Consider the following 20,249-nt stretch of genomic DNA (forward strand, 5'->3'; position numbering starts at 1 on the left):
AGGTAATATTTCACATGTCACGGGTCACGTGGAAGAGGTGAGGGCAAGGCGAAGGGCGCCGCACCACCGGTGCGACGCCCTTGCCCGTGAATCCGGAGGCTCAGCCCAAGGACGCCCGCAGGAAGGCGAGTTCGGCCTGGGTGACCTGCTCGTTCACTCCGCCCGGGGTCATGTGGGTGACGCCCGGCAGCGGCAGCACGCTGTGCGGCCGGCCGGCCTTGGTGAGCGCCTCGGAGAGCAGCAGGGTGTGCGAGGGGTGGACGTTGTCGTCGGCCAGCCCGTGGATCAGCAGCAGCGGCCGGGTCAGCCCGGGCGCGTCGGTGACCAGGCAGTCGTCGGCGTAGCCCTCCGGGTTGTCCTGCGGCAGCGCGAGGTAGCGCTCGGTGTACGCGGTGTCGTAGTGCCGGAAGTCGGTGGGCGGGGCGCCCGCGCAGGCGGCGTGGAAGACGTCCGGGCGGCGCAGCACGGCGAGCGCCGCGAAGTACCCGCCGTACGACCAGCCGCGCACGCCGACCCGGCCGAGGTCGAGGTCGGGGTGCTGCCCGGCGAGCGCCCGCAGGGCGTTCACCTGGTCGTCCAGCGCCACCTGGGAGAAGCGGCGGAAGATCGCCCGGGTGAACTCCGGCGAGACGAACGGGGTGCCGCGGTTGTCGGTGGTGACGACGGCGAAGCCCTGGTCGGCCCACCACTGGCGGAGCTGCCAGCGGCGCGGCTCGGCCGCCACGGCCTGGAAGCCGGGCCCGCCGTAGACGTCCAGCAGCACCGGCAGCCGGCGGCCGGGGACGTGGTCGCGCGGGTACACCACGGCGGTGGGCAGGCCGAGTTCGGTGACCCGGGCGAGCCGTGGCCGCACCCGGTAGGGCAGGGTGGCGCTCAGGTCGGTGAGCGGCAGTGCGGGGCCGTCGAGCGAGGCGTCGAGCGAGCCGTCGCGCAGCAGCTGGCGCCGGATGCCGTCGGCGTCGGCGGTGGTCAGCAGCAGGGTGCGGCCGGCGGCGAGTGCGGAGTGCACGCCGGGGCCGGTGGTGACGGGTTCGGGTGCGCCGCCGTCCGGGTCGACCAGGTGGACGTACTGGTCGGCCGGGTCGCCCTGGCCGGTCTCGCAGAGCAGCCGGCCGTCCAGGTGCCCGACCACCCGGCGGATCTGGAGCCCGGTGGTGTCCAGCGGCTTGCCGTCCAGGGCGAGGCCGCGGGCCTGCGGGGTGTCGTGGGCGGTGAGCAGCCGGCCGTCGGTCAGCCGGGCGGGGGTGCCGGGCAGGTCGTCGACCCAGAACTCGTCGGTGGTGCGGGAGAGTTCGCGGGTCTCGCCGGTGGTCGGGTCGGCGGTCAGCAGCAGGACGTGCTGCTGGAGCCGGTCGGCGACGGTGAGCAGCAGCTCCTGGTCGGAGGCCCAGGTGGCGGCGCAGAGGTACGGGAACGCGGCGGCGTCCCAGCGGAGCCGTACCCGGCTGCGGTCGAGGCCGAGCACCCAGAGCTGGACGTCCGCGTTGGGGCCGCCGGCCTGCGGGTAGGCGAAGTCCTCGGCGGGCTCGCCGGGGTGGGCGGGGTCGGCGAAGTAGCGCCGGGGGAGGGCGGATTCGTCCACCCGGGCGGCCAGCAGCGCGCCGCCGTCGGGGCGCCACCAGTGGCCGCGGGAGCGGCCGAGCTCCTCGGCGGCGGCGAACTCGGCGACGCCCCAGCGGGCGCCGTCGGCGGGGGAGAGCGGTTCGAGGCCGGGGGTGACGTACAGGGCGTCGTCGGCGACGTAGGCGACGCGTTCGCCGGCGGCGTCCGGCCGGGGGTCGAACGCGGGCCCGGCGACGGGAAGTTCGGTGCCGGTGCCGGTGGCGGTGTCGATCCGGAACAGCCGACCGTCGAGGACGAGGACGGCGGTCGCGAGGTCGGCGGTGGCCGCGTACGTGCCGATGCCGGCGGCGACCAGGCGGGTGCGTTCGCGCAGCCGTCGTTCGACGGCGGGCAGGTCGTCGCGGCGGCCGGCGCGCCCGGGGGCGAGGACGGCCGGGTCGGCGACCAGTCGTTCCTCGCCGGTGGCGGTGTCGAGCAGGTGCAGGCGGTCGACCGGATCCTCGGAACCGGTCGAGCGGAGCAGCAGCAGCCGGGTACCGTCCTCGGCGAGGGTGAACGCGCGCGGCGCACCGAAGGTGAACCGGCCGGTGCGGGCGCTGAGCGACAGGAAGGGGTCGGTGATGGTCACGGCCCGATCGTCGTCTCGGGACACGCCACCCGACCAGTACCCTGTCATGTGAAATGTCACACATCACAATGCGGAGGATGCCGTGATCGAGGACCTGTGGACCGCCGAACCCCCGGCCCCGCTGCCCGCGGCCGACGGGCTGTTCGGCGTCTCACCGGACGCGGCGCACCTGAACCACGGTTCGTTCGGCGCGGTGCCCGTCCCCGTGCAGCGGGCGCAGCAGCGGCTGCGCGCCGAACACGAGCTGGACCCGGACGGCTTCTTCGCCGACCTGCCGGCCCGGGTCGGCGCGGCGCGGACCAGGATCGCCGCCGACCTGGCCGTCGACCCGGGCCGGCTCGCCCTGGTCTCCAACGTCACCGAGGCGGTCGCGATCGCCCTGGACACCATCCCGTTCGCGCCCGGCGACCGGATCCTGGTCACCGACCACGGCTACGGCGTGGTCACCCGGGCCGCAGAGCGCCGGGCCGCCGAGACCGGCGCCGAGGTGGTCGAGGTCGAACTGCCGCTGGACACCCCCAACGAGCAGGCCGTCCGGGAGGCGGTGCTCGCCGCCGTCGACGAGCGCGTCACCGTCGCGGTGCTGGACCAGATCACCTCGCCCACCGCCCGCCTGATCGCCGGAGCGGGCCTGCTCGCCGACCTGCGCGAGCGCGGCGTGACCACCGTCGTGGACGGCGCCCACGCCCCCGGCATGCTGCCCGCCCCGGTCGACCCGAACGCCGACTTCTGGTTCGGCAACCTGCACAAGTGGGCCTTCGCCCCGCGCGGCACCGGCGTGCTCGCCGTCCGCCCGGAGTGGGTGGACCGGGTGCGCCCGCTCACCTTCTCCTGGGAGCACGACCGGGGCTTCCCGTGGAACGTCGAATGGCGCGGCACCTGCGACTACACGGGCTGGCTGGCCGCCCCGGCGGGGTTCGAGCTGCTGCGCGAGCTCGGCCCCGAGGCGGTGGCCGCGCACAACGCCGCGCTCGCCGGGTACGGCCAGCGGGTGCTCGCCGAGCGGGCCGGCCTGTCGCCGCTGCCCGCGACGCCCGGGGTCTCGATGCGCTCCGTCCGGCTGCCGGCCGGGTGCGTCGAGGCGGAGCAGGACGTGAGACCGCTGCGGGACGAGGTCTGGCAGCGGCTCGGCACCCGGATCGCGATCCGCCCGTGGGCCGGCGGCGGGGTGCTGCGGGTCAGCGCGCAGCTGTACAACCGGCCGCGGGAGTACGAGCGGCTGGCGGACGGGCTGGCCGACCTGCTGAAGGGCTGACCGGCTCGCGGGGGCCGCCTGCGCGCGCGGCTGGTCCGGGCCGGTCCGCACGCGGCTAGTCCGGGCCGGCCCGCTCGGAGCTGCCTCGGTCGGAGCCGGCCCGCTCGGAGCTGGCCCGCAGCTCGGCGAGCAGCAGGTTCTGGTCGGCGAGCAGCCCGGTGAGGATCCGCCGGGCCGCTCGCAGCAGGTCGGCGACGTCGCCGCCGGCCAGCGCGTACACCACCGTGCTGCCCTCCCGGGTGGCGGTGACGATGCCGGACCGGCGCAGCACCGCGAGCTGCTGGGAGAGGCTGGAGGGTTCGACCTCCAGCTCGGCGAGCAGCCCGCGGACGGGCGTCGGTCCGGCCTGGAGCAGTTCCAGCACCCGGATCCGGACGGGATGGCCGAGCATCCGGAAGAACTCGGCCTTGGCCTGGTAGAGCGCTACCGCCACGAGTCCCCCCTTCCCTGGTGTCGGTCCGCTCAGATCTCCAGCGAGAGTTCGATCCGCTTGAGCTGGTGGCGGGCCATCGCGAGGTTGGAGCGGCCGCGGTTGAGCGCCAGGAAGAGGAAGAGGCCGCGTCCGGTGGGCGTGGTGATCGGTCGGACCATGTGGTACTGGTTGGTGAGGCTGATCAGGATGTCCTCGATCTCGTTGTCGTGCAGGTTGAGCATCTCCATCGCCCGCATCTTGGCGCGGACCACATCGGTGTTCCCGGCGGCGGCGACGTTGAGGTCCAGTTCGCCGCCGTCGCCGAGGCTGCCGAGCGCCATGCCGCTGCCGTAGTCGACCAGGGCGACGCCGATCGCGCCGTCGATCCCCATGGCCTCTTTGAGGGACGTCTCCAGGTTCGCCATCGTCGGTGTCCTCCCGTGAGTTGGTGGCGGTCGCTCCGCCGTGGCAACGACGGTAGGGAGACCGGCGGCGGTCCACCGGGGATGACCGGAGACGTCCGAAGCTGGTCGGACTCCGATCACTTGAAGATGTTTGCAACTATGGATGTGAGAGGGAAGCGATCCCGGAATGATCCCGCGGCCGATCCCGCCGTGCGGAAGCCCTACGGAAGCCGCACGGAAGCCGCGGGGAAAGCCGTACGGAAGCCGTACGGAAGCCGTACGGAAGCCGCACGGAAAGTCGCACGGAAAAACGGTGCTATCGATGTCAGTGCCGCCGGGTAACCTCTCGCTGAGATGCGAGATCACACCAACCACACCCGGACGGCGATGAACACCCCTGAGCCCCAGCCCCACGACGACCAGGAGCTCAGCCCCGCCGAGGCGTACGCGGCCAGCCGCCGCCGGGCCAAGGAACAGGCGACCGCGCTCCACGGCTTCCAGCAGCTGTACGACTTCCCGCTGGACGACTTCCAGCTGGAGGCCTGCGAGGCGCTGGAGGCCGGCTCGGGCGTCCTGGTCGCCGCGCCCACCGGCTCGGGCAAGACCATCGTCGGCGAGTTCGCCGTGCACCTGGCCCTCCTGGGCGGCCGCAAGTGCTTCTACACCACGCCCATCAAGGCGCTGTCCAACCAGAAGTACGGCGACCTGGTCAAGCGCTACGGCGCCGCCAAGGTCGGCCTGCTCACCGGTGACAACACCGTCAACGGCGACGCCCCCGTGGTGGTCATGACCACCGAGGTGCTGCGCAACATGCTCTACGCGGGCTCCAGCACCCTCGACGGCCTCGGCTACGTCGTCATGGACGAGGTGCACTACCTCGCCGACCGCTTCCGCGGCGCCGTCTGGGAGGAGGTCATCATCCACCTCCCCGAGTCGGTCACCCTCGTCTCGCTCTCCGCGACCGTCTCCAACGCCGAGGAGTTCGGCGACTGGCTGGACACCGTGCGCGGCGGCACCCGGGTGATCGTCTCCGAGACCAGGCCCGTGCCGCTGTGGCAGCACGTGATGGCCGGCAACCGGATGTACGACCTGTTCGCCAACCCCGACCGGGACGGCCGCCCCAAGGACGGCCCGCGCAACCCCGGCAAGGCCGTCAACCCCGAGCTGGTCCGGCTCGCCCGCTCCGAGCTGGACCGCAACCCGCGCGACCGGTTCGGCCGCGGCCGGGGCCGCAGCATGCCCAACGGGCGCCCCGGCCGGGTCTGGACGCCGGGCCGGGTGGACGTCATCGACCGGCTCGACGCCGAGGGGCTGCTGCCCGCGATCACCTTCATCTTCAGCCGGGCCGGCTGCGAGGCCGCCGTCCAGCAGTGCCTCAGCTCCGGCCTGCGGCTCAACAAGGACGCCGACCGCGCCCTCGTCCGGGCCTTCGTCGAGGAGCGCTGCGCCGACATCCCCGACGAGGACCTGCACGTCCTCGGCTACTTCGAGTGGCTGGACGGGCTGGAGCGCGGCATCGCCGCCCACCACGCCGGGATGCTGCCGCGGTTCAAGGAGGTGGTCGAGGAGCTGTTCGTGAAGGGCCTGGTCAAGGCCGTCTTCGCGACCGAGACCCTCGCGCTCGGCATCAACATGCCCGCCCGCTCGGTGGTCATGGAGAAGCTGGTCAAGTGGAACGGCGAGACCCACGCCGACATCACCCCCGGCGAGTACACCCAGCTCACCGGCCGGGCCGGGCGCCGAGGCATCGACGTCGAGGGCCACGCCGTGGTGCTCTGGCAGCGCGGCCTCGACCCGGAGGCGCTGGCCGGCCTGGCCGGCACCCGCACCTACCCGCTCAAGTCCTCGTTCCGGCCGTCCTACAACATGGCCGTCAACCTGGTCTCCCAGTTCGGCCGGCACCGCTCGCGCGAACTGCTGGAAACCTCCTTCGCCCAGTTCCAGGCCGACCGCTCGGTGGTCGGCATCGCCCGCCAGGTCCAGCGCAACGAAGAGGGGCTGGAGGGCTACCGCGAGTCGATGACCTGCCACCTCGGCGACTTCGACGCGTACATGGACCTGCGTCGCCGGCTCAAGGACCGGGAGAACGAACTCGCCCGCGAGGGCAGCAGCCAGCGCCGCGCGGCCGCCGTCGAGTCGATCGAGCACCTCAAGCCGGGCGACGTCATCCACGTCCCCACCGGCAAGTTCGCCGGCCTCGCCCTCGTCCTCGACCCGGGCCTGCCGCCGGTCAGCCGCAACGGTCGGGTCGGCCGCCACCCCGACTTCCAGGACGGGCCCCGCCCGGTGGTGCTCACCGCCGAGCGGCAGGTCAAACGGCTCGCCATGATCGACTTCCCGTACCCGGTCGCCGCCGTCGAGCGGGTGCGCATCCCCAAGTCCTTCAACCCGCGCAGCCCGCAGTCCCGCCGGGACCTCGCCTCCGCGCTGCGCACCAAGGCCGGCCACCTCGAACCCGAGCGGTTCCGCCGGGGCCGCGCGGCCGCCGCCGACGACCAGGAGATCACCCGGCTGCGCACCGAACTGCGCCAGCACCCCTGCCACGGCTGCGACGAGCGCGAGGACCACGCCCGCTGGGCCGAGCGCTACCACCGCCTGCACCGCGACACCGAGGTACTGGAACGCCGGATGCGCTCCCGCACCCACACCATCGCCCGCACCTTCGACCGGGTCTGCGGGCTGCTCACCGACCTCGGCTACCTGAGCGGCGACACCGTCACCGACGACGGCAAGCGCCTCGGCCGGCTCTACGGCGAACTCGACCTGCTCGCCTCCGAGTGCATCCGCGAAGGCGTCTGGAGCGGCCTGGACGCCGCCGAACTCGCCGCCTGCGCCTCGGCGTTGGTCTACGAGGCGCGCCAGTCCGACGACGCCACCGCCCCCCGGGTGCCGGAGGGCGCGGCCAAGGAGGCACTCGGCCAGATGGTCCGGATCTGGGGCCACCTGGACGCCCTGGAGGAGCAGCACCGGATCAACACCGCCGAGGGCGTCGGCCAGCGCGAGCCCGACCTCGGCTTCGCCTGGGCCGCCCACCGCTGGGCCCTCGGCCACAGCCTGGACCAGGTGCTGCGCGACGCCGACATGCCGGCCGGCGACTTCGTCCGCTGGACCAAGCAACTGATCGACGTCCTCGGCCAGATCCAGGACGCGGCCGGCGAGGACGCCGAACTGCGCCGGACGGCCCGCAAGGCCGTCGACGGCCTGCGCCGCGGCATCATCGCCTACTCCTCGGTGGGCTGACCGCCGAACGCAAGGGCCCGCCCGTTCACCCCGAACGTGCGGGCCCCTGGCGTGCCCGGCGGCTTCCATCCCCCACCCCCCGCCCCCGTGCGGCTTCGGCTTCGCCTCGCCGCTGGGGCTTCCTCCGCAGAGGAAATGCCTCTGCCCCCGCCGATGACAGGGGCAGAGGCATTCTGATGACAGAAGCGAGATTCCAAGCCGGTGCCGCTTCGGCGGGGCCGAAGCGGCACCGGAATTGCGAGCGGTTGCATGGGAAGTCGATCAGGTCGACTTCTCGTGGAGAAGAGGCAGCCGAAACGAGCGAGGCGACGCTGATGGTCAGGGTGTGGGAAGCGCCGGGGCGAAGTAGTCGCGGAGCATCTCCGTGGTCCATGCGGGTTGGCGCACTTCTCCGCGCGGGCCGAACTCCTCGAACCAGGGCTTCACTTCGATGACCGGCGTGCCCGAAGGAGTGCGGCGTTCGCCTCGGCGGCGCGCCCCGCAGCGGCGAGAGCGCGTGCGTGGACGACGCCGAGCAGAGACCGTTCGCGAGGGCTGGCGAGCCGGAATCGGTCGCCGACCATCGACGCCTCGGCGACCCTGACAGCATGGTGCGGCTTCCGGAGGTCGACCGCCTGGTGGGCCATGGCGCGCAGGACGTGGCCGGCCATCGCGGGGTCGTCAGCCTCGGCCGCCAGCTTCACGGCGACGGTGTAGTAGTGCTGGGGGGATGTTCCCGGAGGGCATGACGCCTTGGCGGACCCACTGAGTGACGGATGCCCGGCTCGGTCGTGCCGGATCGTTGTGACTGGCCGCAACGGCGCACAAGGCCCGGGCGAGGGCTTCGTTCGGTCGGCCTGTTTCCCGGATGAGCCGGCCCAGCCGCGGCCATCGCGCACCTCTCACTCAACGAGCATGCCTACTCGGAGAGTTGCGCGATGGCTCCCTTATGGCCAGGGGTTACACCAAGATCCCTGCTACACCACTCGGCGGGACGCCATCCGTCAACCACTGCGATCTCGTGATCATCACTCAACTCCCCTGCCGATCGAAGCCATCGGCAGGACGTTAAGCGGTCGAGATTCGCCGGCGGGATCGTGATTTTCGAATATTCCGGCTCGGGCGGCTGGGGTTCGTGGGAATTCTCAGGCAGAACCGAGTGCCCTGCGGCACCGCGTGATGATGCGGTGGGCGTCCGGTCTCCTCCTGCGGAAGGTCCAGGCGTTCGGCGTCGGCCCGACAGAGGTACCGGGTGTCCTCGCCGACGGCATTGTTTCGCCTGGGGCGGCGGAAAGAGGCCCCTCTGCCGGGGGCTCAGCGGGTGGCGAGGGACTCCAGGAGGCGGTCGAGGGAACTGCCGAGGCCCCAGCGGGTGGAGAGTTCCTCCAGGGTCATCGGGTCGAGCGGTTCGTGGGGGAGGGCCGGGTCGAAGGCGGGGAGCGGGGCGTCGAGGGCGACGCGGACGACGGTCGGGGCGACGTCGAGGTAGGCGGCGCCTTCGACGAGGTTGCGGCGGCGGGCGGGGGTGAGCTTGGAGGAGAGGTCGAGGGCGGCGGCGCGGATGGTGGTGAGGTCGCCGTACTCGTTGATGAGCTGGGCGGCGGTCTTCTCGCCGATGCCCTTGACGCCGGGCAGGCCGTCGCTCGGGTCCCCACGCAGGGCGGCCATGTCGGCGTACTGGGCGCCGCGCACGCCGTACTTCTCCAGGAGCAGCGCGTCGTCGGTGACCTGGAGGTTGCCCATGCCCTTGACCGGGTAGAGCACGGTGATCCCGCGGGCGTCGTCGACCAGTTGGAACAGGTCGCGGTCGCCGGTGACGATCTGCACCGGGCCCTTGGCGTGGGCGGTCAGGGTGCCGATGACGTCGTCGGCCTCGTAGCCGGGGGAGCCGACCCGGGCGATGCCGAGCGCGTCCAGCACCTGTTCGATCACCGGGACCTGCGGGGCGAGCGTGTCCGGCACCTCCTCCTCGCCGTCCTCGGCGGCCTCGGCGACGCGGTGGGTCTTGTACGAGGGGAGGAGGTCCACCCGCCACTGCGGGCGCCAGTCGGCGTCCATGCAGGCGACGAGTTGGTCGGGGTGGTGGTCGTGGACCAGCCGGGCGATGAAGTCCAGCAGGCCGCGGACGGCGTTGACCGGTTCGCCCTGCGGGGAGCGCAGGGTGTCCGGCACGCCGTAGTAGGCCCGGAAGTACAGGCTGGCGGAGTCGAGGAGCATCAGTCGCGGTGCGGTCACGTGTCAGATCATGCCGCACCGCGACGACAGGAGGGCGGCTTCAGTGTTCGTGCGGGCCGGCGCGGTGGACCGGGCCGTGCGCGTCGGCGCAGTGTTCGGCGGGTTGTTCGCCCGGGGCGGCGATCTGGAGCAGGGCGCCGGCCGCGTCCTCGCCGACGTGGTCGACCTGGAGCGTGCTGTGGGTGATGCCGTACTCGTCGGCCAGTCCGCGCTGGAGCTCGCGCCGGACGGCGTGGCAGTCGCCGCCGGGGGTGACCAGGATGTGCGCGGACAGGGCCGGCTGGTTGGAGGTGATCTCCCAGATGTGCAGGTCGTGGATCTCCTCGACCAGCGGCTGGGCGACCATCCGGTCGGCCACCGCGTCCGGGTCGATGCCGGCCGGGGCGGCCTCCAGGAAGATCCGCCCGGAGTCGCGGACCAGGCCGATGCCGGCCTTGAGCATCAGCGCGACCACGATCAGCGAGGCGATCGCGTCGGCCCGGACGAAGCCGGTGGTCAGCATGACGGCGCCGGCGACGGCGGTGGCGATGAACGCGTACAGGTCGGTGAGCACGTGCTGGAAGGCGCCCTCGACGTTCAGCGAGCTGCGGTTGGCCTTCGACATGCACCAGGCGGCGGCCAGGTTGACCACGATCCCGATCAGCGCGGTGACCAGCACCAGCGAGCCGGCGACCTCCGGCGGCTCGAACAGCCGGGTGACGGCCTCGTAGCCCAGCCAGGCGGACAGCACCAGCAGGGTGACGCCGTTGGCCTGGGCGGACAGGATCTCGGCGCGCTTGAGGCCGTACGTGTAGCCGCCGCGGGCCGGGCGGGCGGCGAGGCGCATCGCGACCAGCGCGAGGACGATCGAGGCGGCGTCGGTGAGCATGTGCGCCGCGTCGGAGATCAGGGCCAGGGACTTCGCGGCGAAGCCGACCACGACCTCGCCGGCCATGAAGACGACGATGAGCGTGAGGGCGCCGAGCAGCCAGCGGCGGTCGGCGTCGGCGGCGACACCGTGCGAGTGGCCGCTGTGCCCGCCGTGTCCGCCGTGCCGGTGTCCGCCGTGGTCGTGCGCGTGCTTGTGGTCATGCGCATGATCAGTGTGGGAATGCTCGTGCCCGGCCATCGAAGTCCTCTCTGGACGCACGGGTGGGGAGGGGAGGGGCGCGATCGCCCTGCACCCGAAGTGAACCGCAGAACGGACAAAGATCCAAAGGCTGTACTGGTGACCGTTGTCGTTGCCGTTGAGCGGTCGTTCCGAGGGGGCGGGCGCGCCTCGGCTACCCGATCAGCGCGGTGTCCAACTGCGCCGCGGTGGCCGCCCGCACCAGGGCCCGCATCACCCGCAGGTCGTCCCCCTGTTCCGGGTGCCACTGCACGCCCAGGGTGAATCCCGGGCCCTCGACCGCCTCGACCGTCCCGTCCGGCGCGTGGGCCGAGACCCGCAGGCCCGCCCCGATCCGGTCGACGGCCTGGTGGTGGAAGGTCGGCACCTCCACCTCGCTCTCCGGCAGCAGCCCGCCGAGCAGCGTCCCCGGCACCGGCCGCACCAGGTGCGTTCCGTAGCCGCCGTCCGCGCCGCCGTGGACGTCCACCGGCACGACGTCCGGCAGGTGCTGGACGAGGGTCCCGCCGCAGACGACGTTGAGCACCTGCATGCCCCGGCAGATCCCCAGCAGCGGCATCCCGGCCGCCAGGGCCGCCCGCAGCAGGGCCGACTCCCACCGGTCCCGTTCGGGGGAGTCGACCTCGGTGCGGGGGTGGGCGGGCTGGCCGTAGTAGGCGGGGTCGATGTCGGGCCCGCCCGCGATGACGAGGGCGTCGAGCCGGGCGAGCACCTCGGGTGCGCGGTCGGGGGAGTCGGGCGGGAGCAGCACCGCGATCCCGCCGGACTCCTGGACGTACGCGGTGTACCGCTCGGGCACCAGGGCCACCCGGCGGCCCTGCCAGTTGCTCCAACTCGCGTCGACCAGGTAGGTGCTGACGCCGATGAAAGGCCTGCGATCCATGGCGGGCATTCTCCACCCGCACCGCCAGATCCCCCGTCAACCACGCATGTCGGCGCGCCACACCTGCCCGCCCTCTTCCGCGCCGTCCGCCGCAGGCCGTACGGTTCGCTGTGACCGCTTGAACTCGAAGAGTGATCGTGGAGGGTTCCGTCATGCCCGAGAACGCCGCCGCGGGCGTGCCGCCCCGGGCGCCGCTGACCCTGGACGAACTGCGCATGCTGGTGGACACCGGCGAGGTCCACACCGTGGCGCTGGCGTTCACGGACATGCAGGGGCGCTTGCAGGGCAAGCGCTTCGCCGCCCGCTTCTTCCTGGACGAGGTGGTCGAGCACGGCGCCGAGGCCTGCGACTACCTGCTCGCCGTGGACGTCGACCTGAACACCGTCGACGGCTACGCCTTCTCCTCCTGGGCCACCGGCTACGGCGACTTCGCGATGCGCCCCGACCTCGGCACCCTGCGGCTGACCCCCTGGCAGCCGGGCACCGCGCAGGTGACCGCGGACCTGGCCCGGCACGGCGGCCACCCGGTGGACGCGGCCCCCCGCCAGCTGCTGCGCCGCCAGATCGCGCGCCTGGCGGAGTACGGGCTGGCCGCCGACATCGGGACCGAGCTGGAGTTCCTGGTGTTCCGGGACACCTACGAGCAGGCCTGGCTGGGCGGTTACCGCGGCCTGACGCCGGCGAACCTGTACAACGTGGACTACTCGATGCTGGGCACCGCCCGGGTCGAGCCGCTGCTGTCCCGGATCCGCAACGAGATGGCGGGCGCCGGGCTCGTGGTGGAGTCGGCCAAGGGCGAGTGCAACCTCGGCCAGCACGAGATCGCCTTCCGCTACGCGGACGCGCTGACCACCTGCGACCAGCACAGCGTCTACAAGACGGGCGCGAAGGAGATCGCCGCGCAGCAGGGGTGCGCGCTGACCTTCATGGCCAAGTACAACGAGCGCGAGGGCAACAGCTGCCACATCCACCTGTCGCTGCGCGACGCGGTGGGCGCGCCGGCCTTCGCCGACCGGGACGGCCGGATGACCGACACCATGCGGCACTTCCTGGCCGGCCAGCTGACGGCGCTGCGCGAGTTCAGCCTGCTGTACGCGCCGAACATCAACTCCTACAAGCGTTACCGCCAGGGCTCGTTCGCCCCGACGGCGGTGGCCTGGGGCCGGGACAACCGGACCTGCGCCTACCGGGTGGTCGGCCACGGCCCGGGCCTGCGGATGGAGAACCGGGTGCCGGGCGGGGACGTCAACCCGTACCTGGCGGTGGCCGGGATGATCGCGGCCGGCCTGCACGGGCTGCAACGGAAGCTGGAGCTGCCGGCGCCGTGCCTGGGCAACGCCTACGCCGTCGAGGAGTACGCCCGGGTGCCCGGTTCGCTGCGCGAGGCCGCGGAGTTGTGGGCCGACAGCGAGCTGGCCCGGGTGGCCTTCGGCGACGACGTGGTCGAGCACTACCTCAACATGGCCCGGGTGGAGCAGTGCGCCTTCGACGGCACCGTCACCGACTGGGAGCGCTACCGATCCTTCGAACGGATGTGAGGCCGATGACCGACCCCACCGTCAGCACCGTCCGCAATCCCGCCACCGGCGAGGTGCTCGCCACCGTCCCGGACACCACCGCAGGGCAGGTGGACGCGGCGGTCCAGCGCGCGTCCAAGGCCCAGCCGGCCTGGGCGGCGCTGGCACCGGGCGAACGGGCCCGGCTGCTGCGCCGGTTCGCCGACCAGGTCGAGGTGCACGTGCCGGAACTGGCCGCACTGGAGGTGCGCGAGGCCGGCCACACCGTGGGCAACGCCCGCTGGGAGGCCGGCAACGTCCGGGACCTGCTGGAGTACGCGGCCGGGGGAGTGGAACGCCTGACCGGCCGCCAGATCCCGGTGGCCGGCGGCCTGGACGTGACCTTCCACGAGCCGGTCGGCGTGGTCGGGGTGATCGCGCCGTGGAACTTCCCGATGCCGATCGCCGCCTGGGGCTTCGCGCCGGCCCTGGCGGCGGGCAACGCCGTCCTGCTCAAGCCCGCCGAGGCGACCCCGCTCACCGCACTGCGGCTGGCCGAACTCGCCCTGGCGGCAGGGCTGCCGGAGGGCCTGTTCCAGGTGCTGCCGGGCCCGGGCGGGACGACCGGCCGGGCCCTGGTGGACCACCCGGCGGTCCGCAAGATCGTCTTCACCGGCTCGACCGTGGTCGGCAAGGAGGTGGCCGCCCGCTGCGCGGCCCGGGCCAAGCGGGTCACCCTGGAGCTGGGCGGCAAGAGCCCCAGCATCGTCTTCGCCGACGCCGACCTGGCCCGCGCCGCGGACCCGATGTCCTTCGCCGACAACAGCGGCCAGGACTGCTGCGCCCGCAGCCGGATCCTGGTCCAGCGGGAGGCGTACGACGACTTCCTGGCGCTGCTGCTGCCCGCCGTCGAGGCGCTGCGCACCGGTGACCCGGCGGACCCGGAGACCCGGCTGGGCCCGCTGATCTCGGCCGCCCAGGTGCGCCGGGTCGCCTCCTACGTCACCCCGGACCTGCCGGTGCTGGCCCGCGGCGCGGTGCCGGACGGGCCCGGCTACTGGTACCCGCCGACGGTGATCGCGCCGACCGACCCGGAGGTGCCGGCGGTCACCGAGGAGATCTTCGGCCCGGTCGCCGCCGTGCTGCCGTTCACCGACGAGGCGGACGCGCTGCGGCTGGCCAACGCCACCCGCTACGGCCTGTCCGGCTCGATCTGGACCAGGGACCTCGGCCGGGCGCTGCGGCTGGCCCGCGGCGTCGCGGCGGGCAACCTGTCGGTCAACTCGCACTCCTCGGTGCGGTACTGGACGCCGTTCGGCGGTTACGGCGAGTCCGGGGTCGGCCGGGAGCTGGGGCCGGACGCGCTGCGCCACTTCACCGAGACCAAGAACGTCTTCATCCACAGCGAGGAGTAGCAGCCGATGACGGAGAACGACGCACCGGTGTGCCGCCGCCTGGTCGGCCGCACCGCCGTGATCACCGGCGCCGGCAGCGGGATCGGCCTGGCGGCGGCCCGCCGGCTCGCCTCGGAGGGCGCGAAGGTGGTCTGCGCGGACGTGGACGAGCAGTCCGGGCGGGCGGCCGCGAAGGAGGTCGGCGGCCTGTTCGTGCACACCGACGTCACCGACCCGTACATGGTCGAGGCGCTGTTCGACGAGGCGTACGAGACGTACGGGAGCGTGGACGTCGCGTTCAACAACGCGGGCATCTCGCCGCCGGAGGACGACTCGATCCTGACCACCGGCCTGGACGCCTGGCGCAAGGTCCAGGAGGTCAACCTGACCTCGGTGTTCCTGTGCTGCAAGGCCGCGCTGCCCTACATGCGGCGGCACGGGCGGGGCTCGATCATCAACACGGCCAGCTTCGTGGCCCGGATGGGCGCGGCCACCTCGCAGATCTCGTACACCGCCTCCAAGGGCGGGGTGCTGGCGATGTCCCGGGAACTGGGCGTGCAGTTCGCCCGGGAGGGGATCCGGGTGAACGCGCTGTCACCGGGGCCGGTGGACACCCCGCTGCTGCGGGAGCTGTTCGCCACGGACCCGGAGCGGGCGGCCCGCCGGCTGGTGCACATCCCGCTGGGCCGGTTCGCCCGGGCCGAGGAGATCGCCGCCGCGGTGGCCTTCCTGGCGAGCGACGACTCGTCCTTCATCACGGCGAGCGAGTTCCTGGTGGACGGCGGCATCTCGGGCGCCTACGTGACCCCGCTGTAGCCCCGGGCGGGCGCGACGGTCCTGAGCGTGCCCGACGCACCCCTTCTCACCGTAATCTCATCGAAAACCACCGGAATTCGAGGCCGCGCTGATTTCGCGTTTATCCGCGTGCCTTTAGATTCTCTGTTGTGAGCGAGCAGATTCCCGCCGGGTGGTACCCGGACCCGAAGGACACCGGCGGCGACCCGAGGCCGCAGCGCTGGTGGGACGGCAGGGGTTGGACGGCCAGCACCCGGCCCGCACCCTCGGACGCCCCGGAGCCGGTACCCCCGGCGGCCGGGGCTCCGGGGCCGGGGCCGGCCGACGAGCCCACGGTGCTGCAGGGCGAGGTGCTGGACAGCGGGCCGACCGTCCGCTACCCGGAGCCGCCGCCCTTCGGCACCGCCTACGGCTCCGAGGCACCGCCGCCGCGCAAGCCCCGGCGCCGGCCGTCCCCGATGGTGATCGCCGCCACCGTCGCGGCGCTGCTCGGCCTGGGCACCGGCTCCGGGATCACCTACCTGGCGATGGACGGCCACAGCGACAACCGCCCGCAGCGCAGTGCCCGGCAGGCCGTGCCGAACGGCGAGAACGGCCCCTGGAACGGCTTCCCGGGCCTCGGCGGCAACGGGAACGGCGGGAACGGCAACGGCAACAACGGGAACGGCGGCAACAACGGCGGCAGCGGCGACGGCAGCAACGGGACCGGTGGCAACGGCGGGCCCGGTGGCAACGGCGGGCCTGGTGGGAACGGTGGGAACGGCGGCAGCGGCAAGACCAGGCCCGGCGGCGGGAACGCGATCGACCTGGTGAACGGGCTCACCCTGCCCGTCCCCTCCGGCTGGCAGGGCGGCTACACCAGCGACGGCTACGCCGCGCTCACGGTCGGCGCCTACACCTGCCCGGACGGCAGCGAATCGTGCACCCTCGGCGGGGTGACCACCGGCCGGATCGACGGCGGCGGCACCGACGCCCAGGCCGCCGCCAAGGCCGACATCGAGAAGGCGGCCAAGGACTCGTACGGCGCCATCACCGGGCACCAGGAGCTGAAGTCCGAGGCGGTCAAGGTCAACGGCCAGGACGGCTACCTGGTCCGCTGGAAGGTCGACGCTCCCAAGGGCAACAACGGCTACGTGCAGACGGTGGTCTTCCCGTCCACCGACGGCAAGACGCTGATCTCCGTGCACTTCGGCTTCGACATCGCCGACAAGGCGCCGGACCTCGGCCTGATGGACACCATCGTCAACGGCATCGCCGACTTCAAGGGCAAGCTGCCGTCCATCCCGGGCGGCGGGCTTCCCGGCGGCGCCACCGGTGGCACCGGCGGCACCAGCACCTGAGCGGCACCAGCACCTGGGCCACCCGCTCCTCACACGGCGGCGGCCCACCCGGAGAGCACTCTCCGGGTGGGCCGCCGCCGTTCGTTCCGGACGGGGTGGAGCCGCGGAACCGGGCCGGACGGGGGTTTTGGCCGCCCCGGCCCCGCGTCCGGCGTCAGGAGTCGCGTCGAACAGCCTCGATGCGACGGCGCCGGAGCACCATGCCGGCCCAGCCGACGCTGATCGCGGCGGCGCCGGCCAGCAGCAGCGGGCCGGTGGCCGACGTGCCGACGGCCGCGGCGGCGGTCGGGATCACGGCGCCGGCCGGGGAGTTGGGGTCGCCGCCGTGGCCGTGGTGGGCGACCGTGGACTTGGGCGCGTCGGCCGCGATCTGCGCGTCGCTGGGCGCGGCCGGGGCCTGCGCGGCGAGCGCCGGAACCGCCGGGGCACCGGCCGCGGTGGCCGCGCCGAAGTCGACGTCGGAGCAGCTGTAGAACGCCTCCGGGCTGTCGCTGCGCTGCCAGACCGTGTACAGCAGTTGGCGGCCGGTGCGCTGCGGCAGGGTGCCGGCGTAGGTGTAGAAGCCGTTGGTGGCGGTGCGGTCGACCTGCACCTGGGCGACCGGCGTCGGGTCGAGGTCCGACCACTTCAACGGCTTGGTGGCGTCGTAGCCCGGCTTGGTGATGTAGACGGTCTGGGTGCCCACGTGCGGCGCGGTGGTGCGGAACTGGAAGGTGAAGGCGCCCGCCTTGACCGCGGTGGCCGGCCAGTCGGTGCGCGGCCAGTCCAGGGCCTGGTACTTGTCGCGGTTGGCCGAGCAGAGCTTGCCGTCCGGGATCAGCGACTGGTGGTTGCCGGCCGCGTTGGCGATGTTCACCTCGTTCCAGTCGTACAGCGGCTGGGTGCCGCTCGCGGCGACGAGGTCCTTGCAGACCTGGGACACCGGGTGCTCGGGGCCCTCGGCGTAGCAGGCGGCGACCCGGCTGACCGGGTTGGTCATGGTGCCGTGGGCGCTGGCGGTGCCTGCGGTGGAAACGGCCACCGCGAGGGCCGCGGCGCCGACCGCGCCGACGGACAGGGCACTTCGCTTGATGGACATGGGGTGGGGACTCCTTGACCGTCGTTCCGGGCGAGTGTGGGGGGAGCGGACACGCCTGCCCGTTCGGGGGCCGCCGGCCCGGACCGCGGACCCCTGGCCAGAGCGTATGATTGGTCTGGACCAGCTGGCAATAGTCGCGCATGCCACGCTTTCTGACGGACTGTAGGCCCCCGAACAGGGCAAAGGCCCGACGGAACGGCCGGGTTAGGCGTTCCATCGGGCCCGCTTAAGGCTCCGGAAAGGTCGTCGGACGGCCGTTCGGACGGTCAGGCCGCCGCCGGCCGCCGACCGGTCACAGGAACGCCTTCCCCTCGCCCCGGTACGTCGGGACGGTCCGGACGATCCGATCGCCCTCGATCAGGTGCAGTTCGGCGAAGCGCTCGCACAGTTCGCCCGCCTTGGCGTGCCGGAACCAGACCCGGTCGCCGATCAGCAGGTCGTCCGCGGCCGCGCCGAGCAGCGGGGTCTGCACCTCCCCGGCGCCCTCCATCGGGTCGTAGCGCAGCCCCTGCGGCAGGTACGGCACCGGCGAGCGGTCCGGGCCGGCCGCGCCGGAGGCGGGGTAGCCGCCGCCGAGCACCGTCACCACGCCGACGCCGGGGCGGCGCACCACCGGCTGGCCGAACAGCGCGGCCGGACGGCCGTGGAACGAGCGGTAGTTGTCGAACAGCCGGGGCAGGTAGAGCCCGGAGCCGGCCGCGACCTCGGTGACCGCGCGCTCGGCCACGGTGGACTCCACGCTGCCGGTGCCGCCGCCGTTGACGAACTCCAGCTCGGCCACCCGCCGCAGCCGCCGGACCGCGGCCGCCCGCCGCTCGGCCAGTTCGGTCCTGGCCCTGGCCTGCATCAGCCGGATCAGCTGCGAGCGCAGCGGCCGGCCGGGCACCTGGTCGCCCACCCCGGCGACGTGCCCCTCGTAGGCCATCAGGCCGACCACCCGGAAGCCCCGGCGGTGCTGGACGAGTTCGGCGAAGGCGCCGAGGTCCTCGGGGGTGCGCAGCGGGGAGCGCCGGGCGCCCACCCGGACCCGCCCGCCGAGCAGGTGCAGCGCGGTGTCCAGCTCCAGGCAGACCCGCACCTCGGCGTCGCCGCCGCGGGCCTTGTCGATCAGATCCAGCTGGGCGGGGTCGTCGAGGACGACGGTGACCTCGCGGGCGAGCGCCGGATCGGCGGTCAGCTCGGTGTACCCGGCCCGGTCGGCGGAGGGGTAGGCGAGCAGGACGTCGCGCACGCCGGTGCGGGCCAGCCAGAGCGACTCGTCGAGGGTGTAGCTCATCACCCCGGCGAAGCCGTCCACGGCCAGCGCGCGTTCCAGCAGCGCCCGGCAGCGCACCGACTTGCTGGCCACCCGGATCGGCTTGCCGGCGGCCCGGCGCACCAGGTCGGCGGCGTTGGCGTCGAAGGCGGCGAGGTCGACGACGGCCACCGGACCGTCCAGGTGCGCGGTGGCCCGGTCGTACCGGAGGCGGTCGGAGACCGGAGCGGGAGCGGTCGCGGGTGCGTCGAGGATCACCATGGGCGCAGGGTGCCACACCGCACTACCGGTGGGTAGCCCCCGCGTGCGGGGAAATGGGGCGGCTCGCGCGCGGTGGCATAGGGTCGGGCGGGTGGACCGCAAAGACTTCTCCAACCCGGCGTTCGTCGGCAAGGGCATCCCGAACCCCGGCTTCTCCGACGACGACGGCACCGCAGACCCGGCGCTCGCCGAGGCCCTCGCCCGCTGGTCGCAGGACCGCGCGGCCGAGCCGGAGGTGCTGGCGGCGCTGACCCCCACCCGGCTGATGGTCCCGATCGTCGCGATCCTCGGCGAGGTCGAGGTGGACGAGCACGGGCACCAGCACGAGAAGACCAGCGACATGGCCGTCCCGGTGCTGGAGGCCCCGGACGGGCGCCGCGCGCTGCCGGCCTTCACCTCGCTCGACTCGCTCGCCCGCTGGCGTGCCGACGCCCGCCCGGCGCCGACGGCGGCCCCGCAGGCCGCGATGGTGGCCTTCTCCGAGCGCGCCGACACCCTGCTGGTCGACCCGGCCGGGCCGGTGCCCTTCCAGCTGAGCGGCGCCCGGCTGCGGGCGCTCGCGGAGAACCGCCCGTTCCTGCCGCCGGTCCGGGACCCGGAGGTGCGCGAGGCGGTCCGCGGGCTGCTGGCGGCCGAGCCGCAGGTGCTCACCGGGCTGCTGGCGGCCTCGGAGGGCTCGGACGGGGTGCTCGCGGTGGTGTTCGACCCGGCGCTGGAGCAGGACGGGCTGCAGGCGGCCGTGCAGCGGGTCGGGCGGGCGGTGGCCGCCGACCCGGTGCTGCGGGTGCGGCTGGACCGGGGGCTGGACCTCGCGGTGCTGCCGGCGAGCGCGGAGCTGCCGGGGGAGCCGCTCTACAGGCGGTAGGGAGCGGTGGGGAGCCGTAGGAAGTGCGTCGGGGGCGGTGCGTCGCGTGACGCACCGC

At 73.3% G+C, this 20,249-nt stretch carries 16 protein-coding genes; 7 read left to right on the forward strand and 9 right to left on the reverse strand.

Translation table 11 applies throughout. The features are described 5' to 3' along the window. Positions 1-100: 100 nt before the first annotated feature. A complete protein-coding gene (locus ACIP37_RS19040) occupies positions 101-2,191 on the reverse strand; it encodes a prolyl oligopeptidase family serine peptidase (protein ID WP_400803693.1) in 2,091 nt (696 codons plus the stop codon). Positions 2,192-2,273: 82 nt separating this feature from the next. Here ACIP37_RS19040 and ACIP37_RS19045 point away from each other — a divergent pair, with 82 nt between their 5' ends. After that, positions 2,274-3,446 (forward strand): aminotransferase class V-fold PLP-dependent enzyme, encoded by a 1,173-nt coding sequence (locus ACIP37_RS19045; RefSeq protein ID WP_400803690.1) that lies wholly within the window; start codon positions 2,274-2,276, stop codon positions 3,444-3,446. 55 nt (positions 3,447-3,501) lie between these two features. On the opposite strand, the gene ACIP37_RS19050 is transcribed toward ACIP37_RS19045, so the two are convergent. Together ACIP37_RS19050 and ACIP37_RS19055 are read right to left on the reverse strand one after the other, a co-directional pair. Continuing rightward, positions 3,502-3,879 (reverse strand): ArsR/SmtB family transcription factor, encoded by a 378-nt coding sequence (locus ACIP37_RS19050; RefSeq protein WP_400803687.1) that lies wholly within the window; start codon positions 3,877-3,879, stop codon positions 3,502-3,504. A gap of 29 nt (positions 3,880-3,908) precedes the next feature. Then, a complete protein-coding gene (locus tag ACIP37_RS19055) occupies positions 3,909-4,283 on the reverse strand; it encodes a hypothetical protein (protein ID WP_350877952.1) in 375 nt (124 codons plus the stop codon). A gap of 366 nt (positions 4,284-4,649) precedes the next feature. On the opposite strand from ACIP37_RS19055, the gene ACIP37_RS19060 reads away from it, so the two are divergent. Next, positions 4,650-7,502 (forward strand): DEAD/DEAH box helicase, encoded by a 2,853-nt coding sequence (locus tag ACIP37_RS19060; protein WP_350878048.1) that lies wholly within the window; start codon positions 4,650-4,652, stop codon positions 7,500-7,502. A 422-nt stretch (positions 7,503-7,924) separates the two neighbouring features. On the opposite strand, the gene ACIP37_RS19065 is transcribed toward ACIP37_RS19060, so the two are convergent. The 4 genes from ACIP37_RS19065 to ACIP37_RS19080 all read right to left on the reverse strand — a co-directional run bounded on the left by ACIP37_RS19065 (position 7,925) and on the right by ACIP37_RS19080 (position 11,707). Beyond that, on the reverse strand, positions 7,925-8,185 hold the full coding sequence (locus ACIP37_RS19065; RefSeq protein ID WP_400803684.1) for a hypothetical protein: 261 nt from the start codon (positions 8,183-8,185) through the stop codon (positions 7,925-7,927). Between the two features lie 610 nt (positions 8,186-8,795). Next, entirely contained in the window at positions 8,796-9,698 is a 903-nt protein-coding gene (locus tag ACIP37_RS19070; protein WP_400803832.1) for a 5'-3' exonuclease H3TH domain-containing protein, read from the reverse strand. A 58-nt stretch (positions 9,699-9,756) separates the two neighbouring features. Further along, positions 9,757-10,824 (reverse strand): cation diffusion facilitator family transporter, encoded by a 1,068-nt coding sequence (locus ACIP37_RS19075; RefSeq protein WP_363583834.1) that lies wholly within the window; start codon positions 10,822-10,824, stop codon positions 9,757-9,759. 154 nt (positions 10,825-10,978) lie between these two features. Continuing rightward, complete coding sequence (locus tag ACIP37_RS19080) at positions 10,979-11,707, reverse strand: gamma-glutamyl-gamma-aminobutyrate hydrolase family protein (RefSeq protein ID WP_371516265.1); 729 nt, start codon at positions 11,705-11,707, stop codon at positions 10,979-10,981. A 152-nt stretch (positions 11,708-11,859) separates the two neighbouring features. Here ACIP37_RS19080 and ACIP37_RS19085 point away from each other — a divergent pair, with 152 nt between their 5' ends. The 4 genes from ACIP37_RS19085 (at position 11,860) to ACIP37_RS19100 (ending at position 16,732) form a co-directional block, all read left to right on the forward strand. Continuing rightward, complete coding sequence (locus tag ACIP37_RS19085; RefSeq protein ID WP_363583830.1) at positions 11,860-13,245, forward strand: glutamine synthetase family protein; 1,386 nt, start codon at positions 11,860-11,862, stop codon at positions 13,243-13,245. 5 nt (positions 13,246-13,250) lie between these two features. After that, a complete protein-coding gene (locus tag ACIP37_RS19090; protein ID WP_363583828.1) occupies positions 13,251-14,618 on the forward strand; it encodes an aldehyde dehydrogenase family protein in 1,368 nt (455 codons plus the stop codon). Positions 14,619-14,624: 6 nt separating this feature from the next. Beyond that, on the forward strand, positions 14,625-15,413 hold the full coding sequence (locus ACIP37_RS19095) for a 3-oxoacyl-ACP reductase (protein ID WP_363583826.1): 789 nt from the start codon (positions 14,625-14,627) through the stop codon (positions 15,411-15,413). A 128-nt stretch (positions 15,414-15,541) separates the two neighbouring features. Continuing rightward, complete coding sequence (locus ACIP37_RS19100) at positions 15,542-16,732, forward strand: DUF2510 domain-containing protein (RefSeq protein WP_400803678.1); 1,191 nt, start codon at positions 15,542-15,544, stop codon at positions 16,730-16,732. Between the two features lie 154 nt (positions 16,733-16,886). Here ACIP37_RS19100 and ACIP37_RS19105 read toward each other — a convergent pair whose 3' ends face one another. Both ACIP37_RS19105 and ACIP37_RS19110 read right to left on the reverse strand, forming a co-directional pair. Continuing rightward, entirely contained in the window at positions 16,887-17,810 is a 924-nt protein-coding gene (locus tag ACIP37_RS19105) for a lytic polysaccharide monooxygenase (protein ID WP_400803675.1), read from the reverse strand. Between the two features lie 292 nt (positions 17,811-18,102). Then, entirely contained in the window at positions 18,103-19,326 is a 1,224-nt protein-coding gene (locus tag ACIP37_RS19110) for an alanine racemase (RefSeq protein WP_363618179.1), read from the reverse strand. 91 nt (positions 19,327-19,417) lie between these two features. Between ACIP37_RS19110 and ACIP37_RS19115 the strand changes: the two genes are divergently transcribed. Beyond that, a complete protein-coding gene (locus ACIP37_RS19115) occupies positions 19,418-20,191 on the forward strand; it encodes an SseB family protein (protein WP_363583818.1) in 774 nt (257 codons plus the stop codon). Positions 20,192-20,249: the final 58 nt, after the last annotated feature.

The sequence above is a fragment of the Kitasatospora sp. NPDC088861 genome (assembly GCF_044750105.1).
GTDB lineage: Bacteria > Actinomycetota > Actinomycetes > Streptomycetales > Streptomycetaceae > Kitasatospora.

Bases quoted from the DNA above. Each gene is read 5' to 3' on its own strand.
- ACIP37_RS19055 (WP_350877952.1), bottom strand. From the start codon at position 4,283: ATGGCGAACCTGGAGACGTCCCTCAAAGAGGCCATGGGGATCGACGGC.
- ACIP37_RS19060 (WP_350878048.1), top strand. From the start codon at position 4,650: ATGAACACCCCTGAGCCCCAGCCCCACGACGACCAGGAGCTCAGCCCC.
- ACIP37_RS19070 (WP_400803832.1), bottom strand. From the start codon at position 9,698: ATGCTCCTCGACTCCGCCAGCCTGTACTTCCGGGCCTACTACGGCGTG.
- ACIP37_RS19075 (WP_363583834.1), bottom strand. From the start codon at position 10,824: ATGGCCGGGCACGAGCATTCCCACACTGATCATGCGCATGACCACAAG.
- ACIP37_RS19080 (WP_371516265.1), bottom strand. From the start codon at position 11,707: ATGGATCGCAGGCCTTTCATCGGCGTCAGCACCTACCTGGTCGACGCG.
- ACIP37_RS19085 (WP_363583830.1), top strand. From the start codon at position 11,860: ATGCCCGAGAACGCCGCCGCGGGCGTGCCGCCCCGGGCGCCGCTGACC.
- ACIP37_RS19090 (WP_363583828.1), top strand. From the start codon at position 13,251: ATGACCGACCCCACCGTCAGCACCGTCCGCAATCCCGCCACCGGCGAG.
- ACIP37_RS19095 (WP_363583826.1), top strand. From the start codon at position 14,625: ATGACGGAGAACGACGCACCGGTGTGCCGCCGCCTGGTCGGCCGCACC.
- ACIP37_RS19105 (WP_400803675.1), bottom strand. From the start codon at position 17,810: ATGTCCATCAAGCGAAGTGCCCTGTCCGTCGGCGCGGTCGGCGCCGCG.
- ACIP37_RS19110 (WP_363618179.1), bottom strand. From the start codon at position 19,326: ATGGTGATCCTCGACGCACCCGCGACCGCTCCCGCTCCGGTCTCCGAC.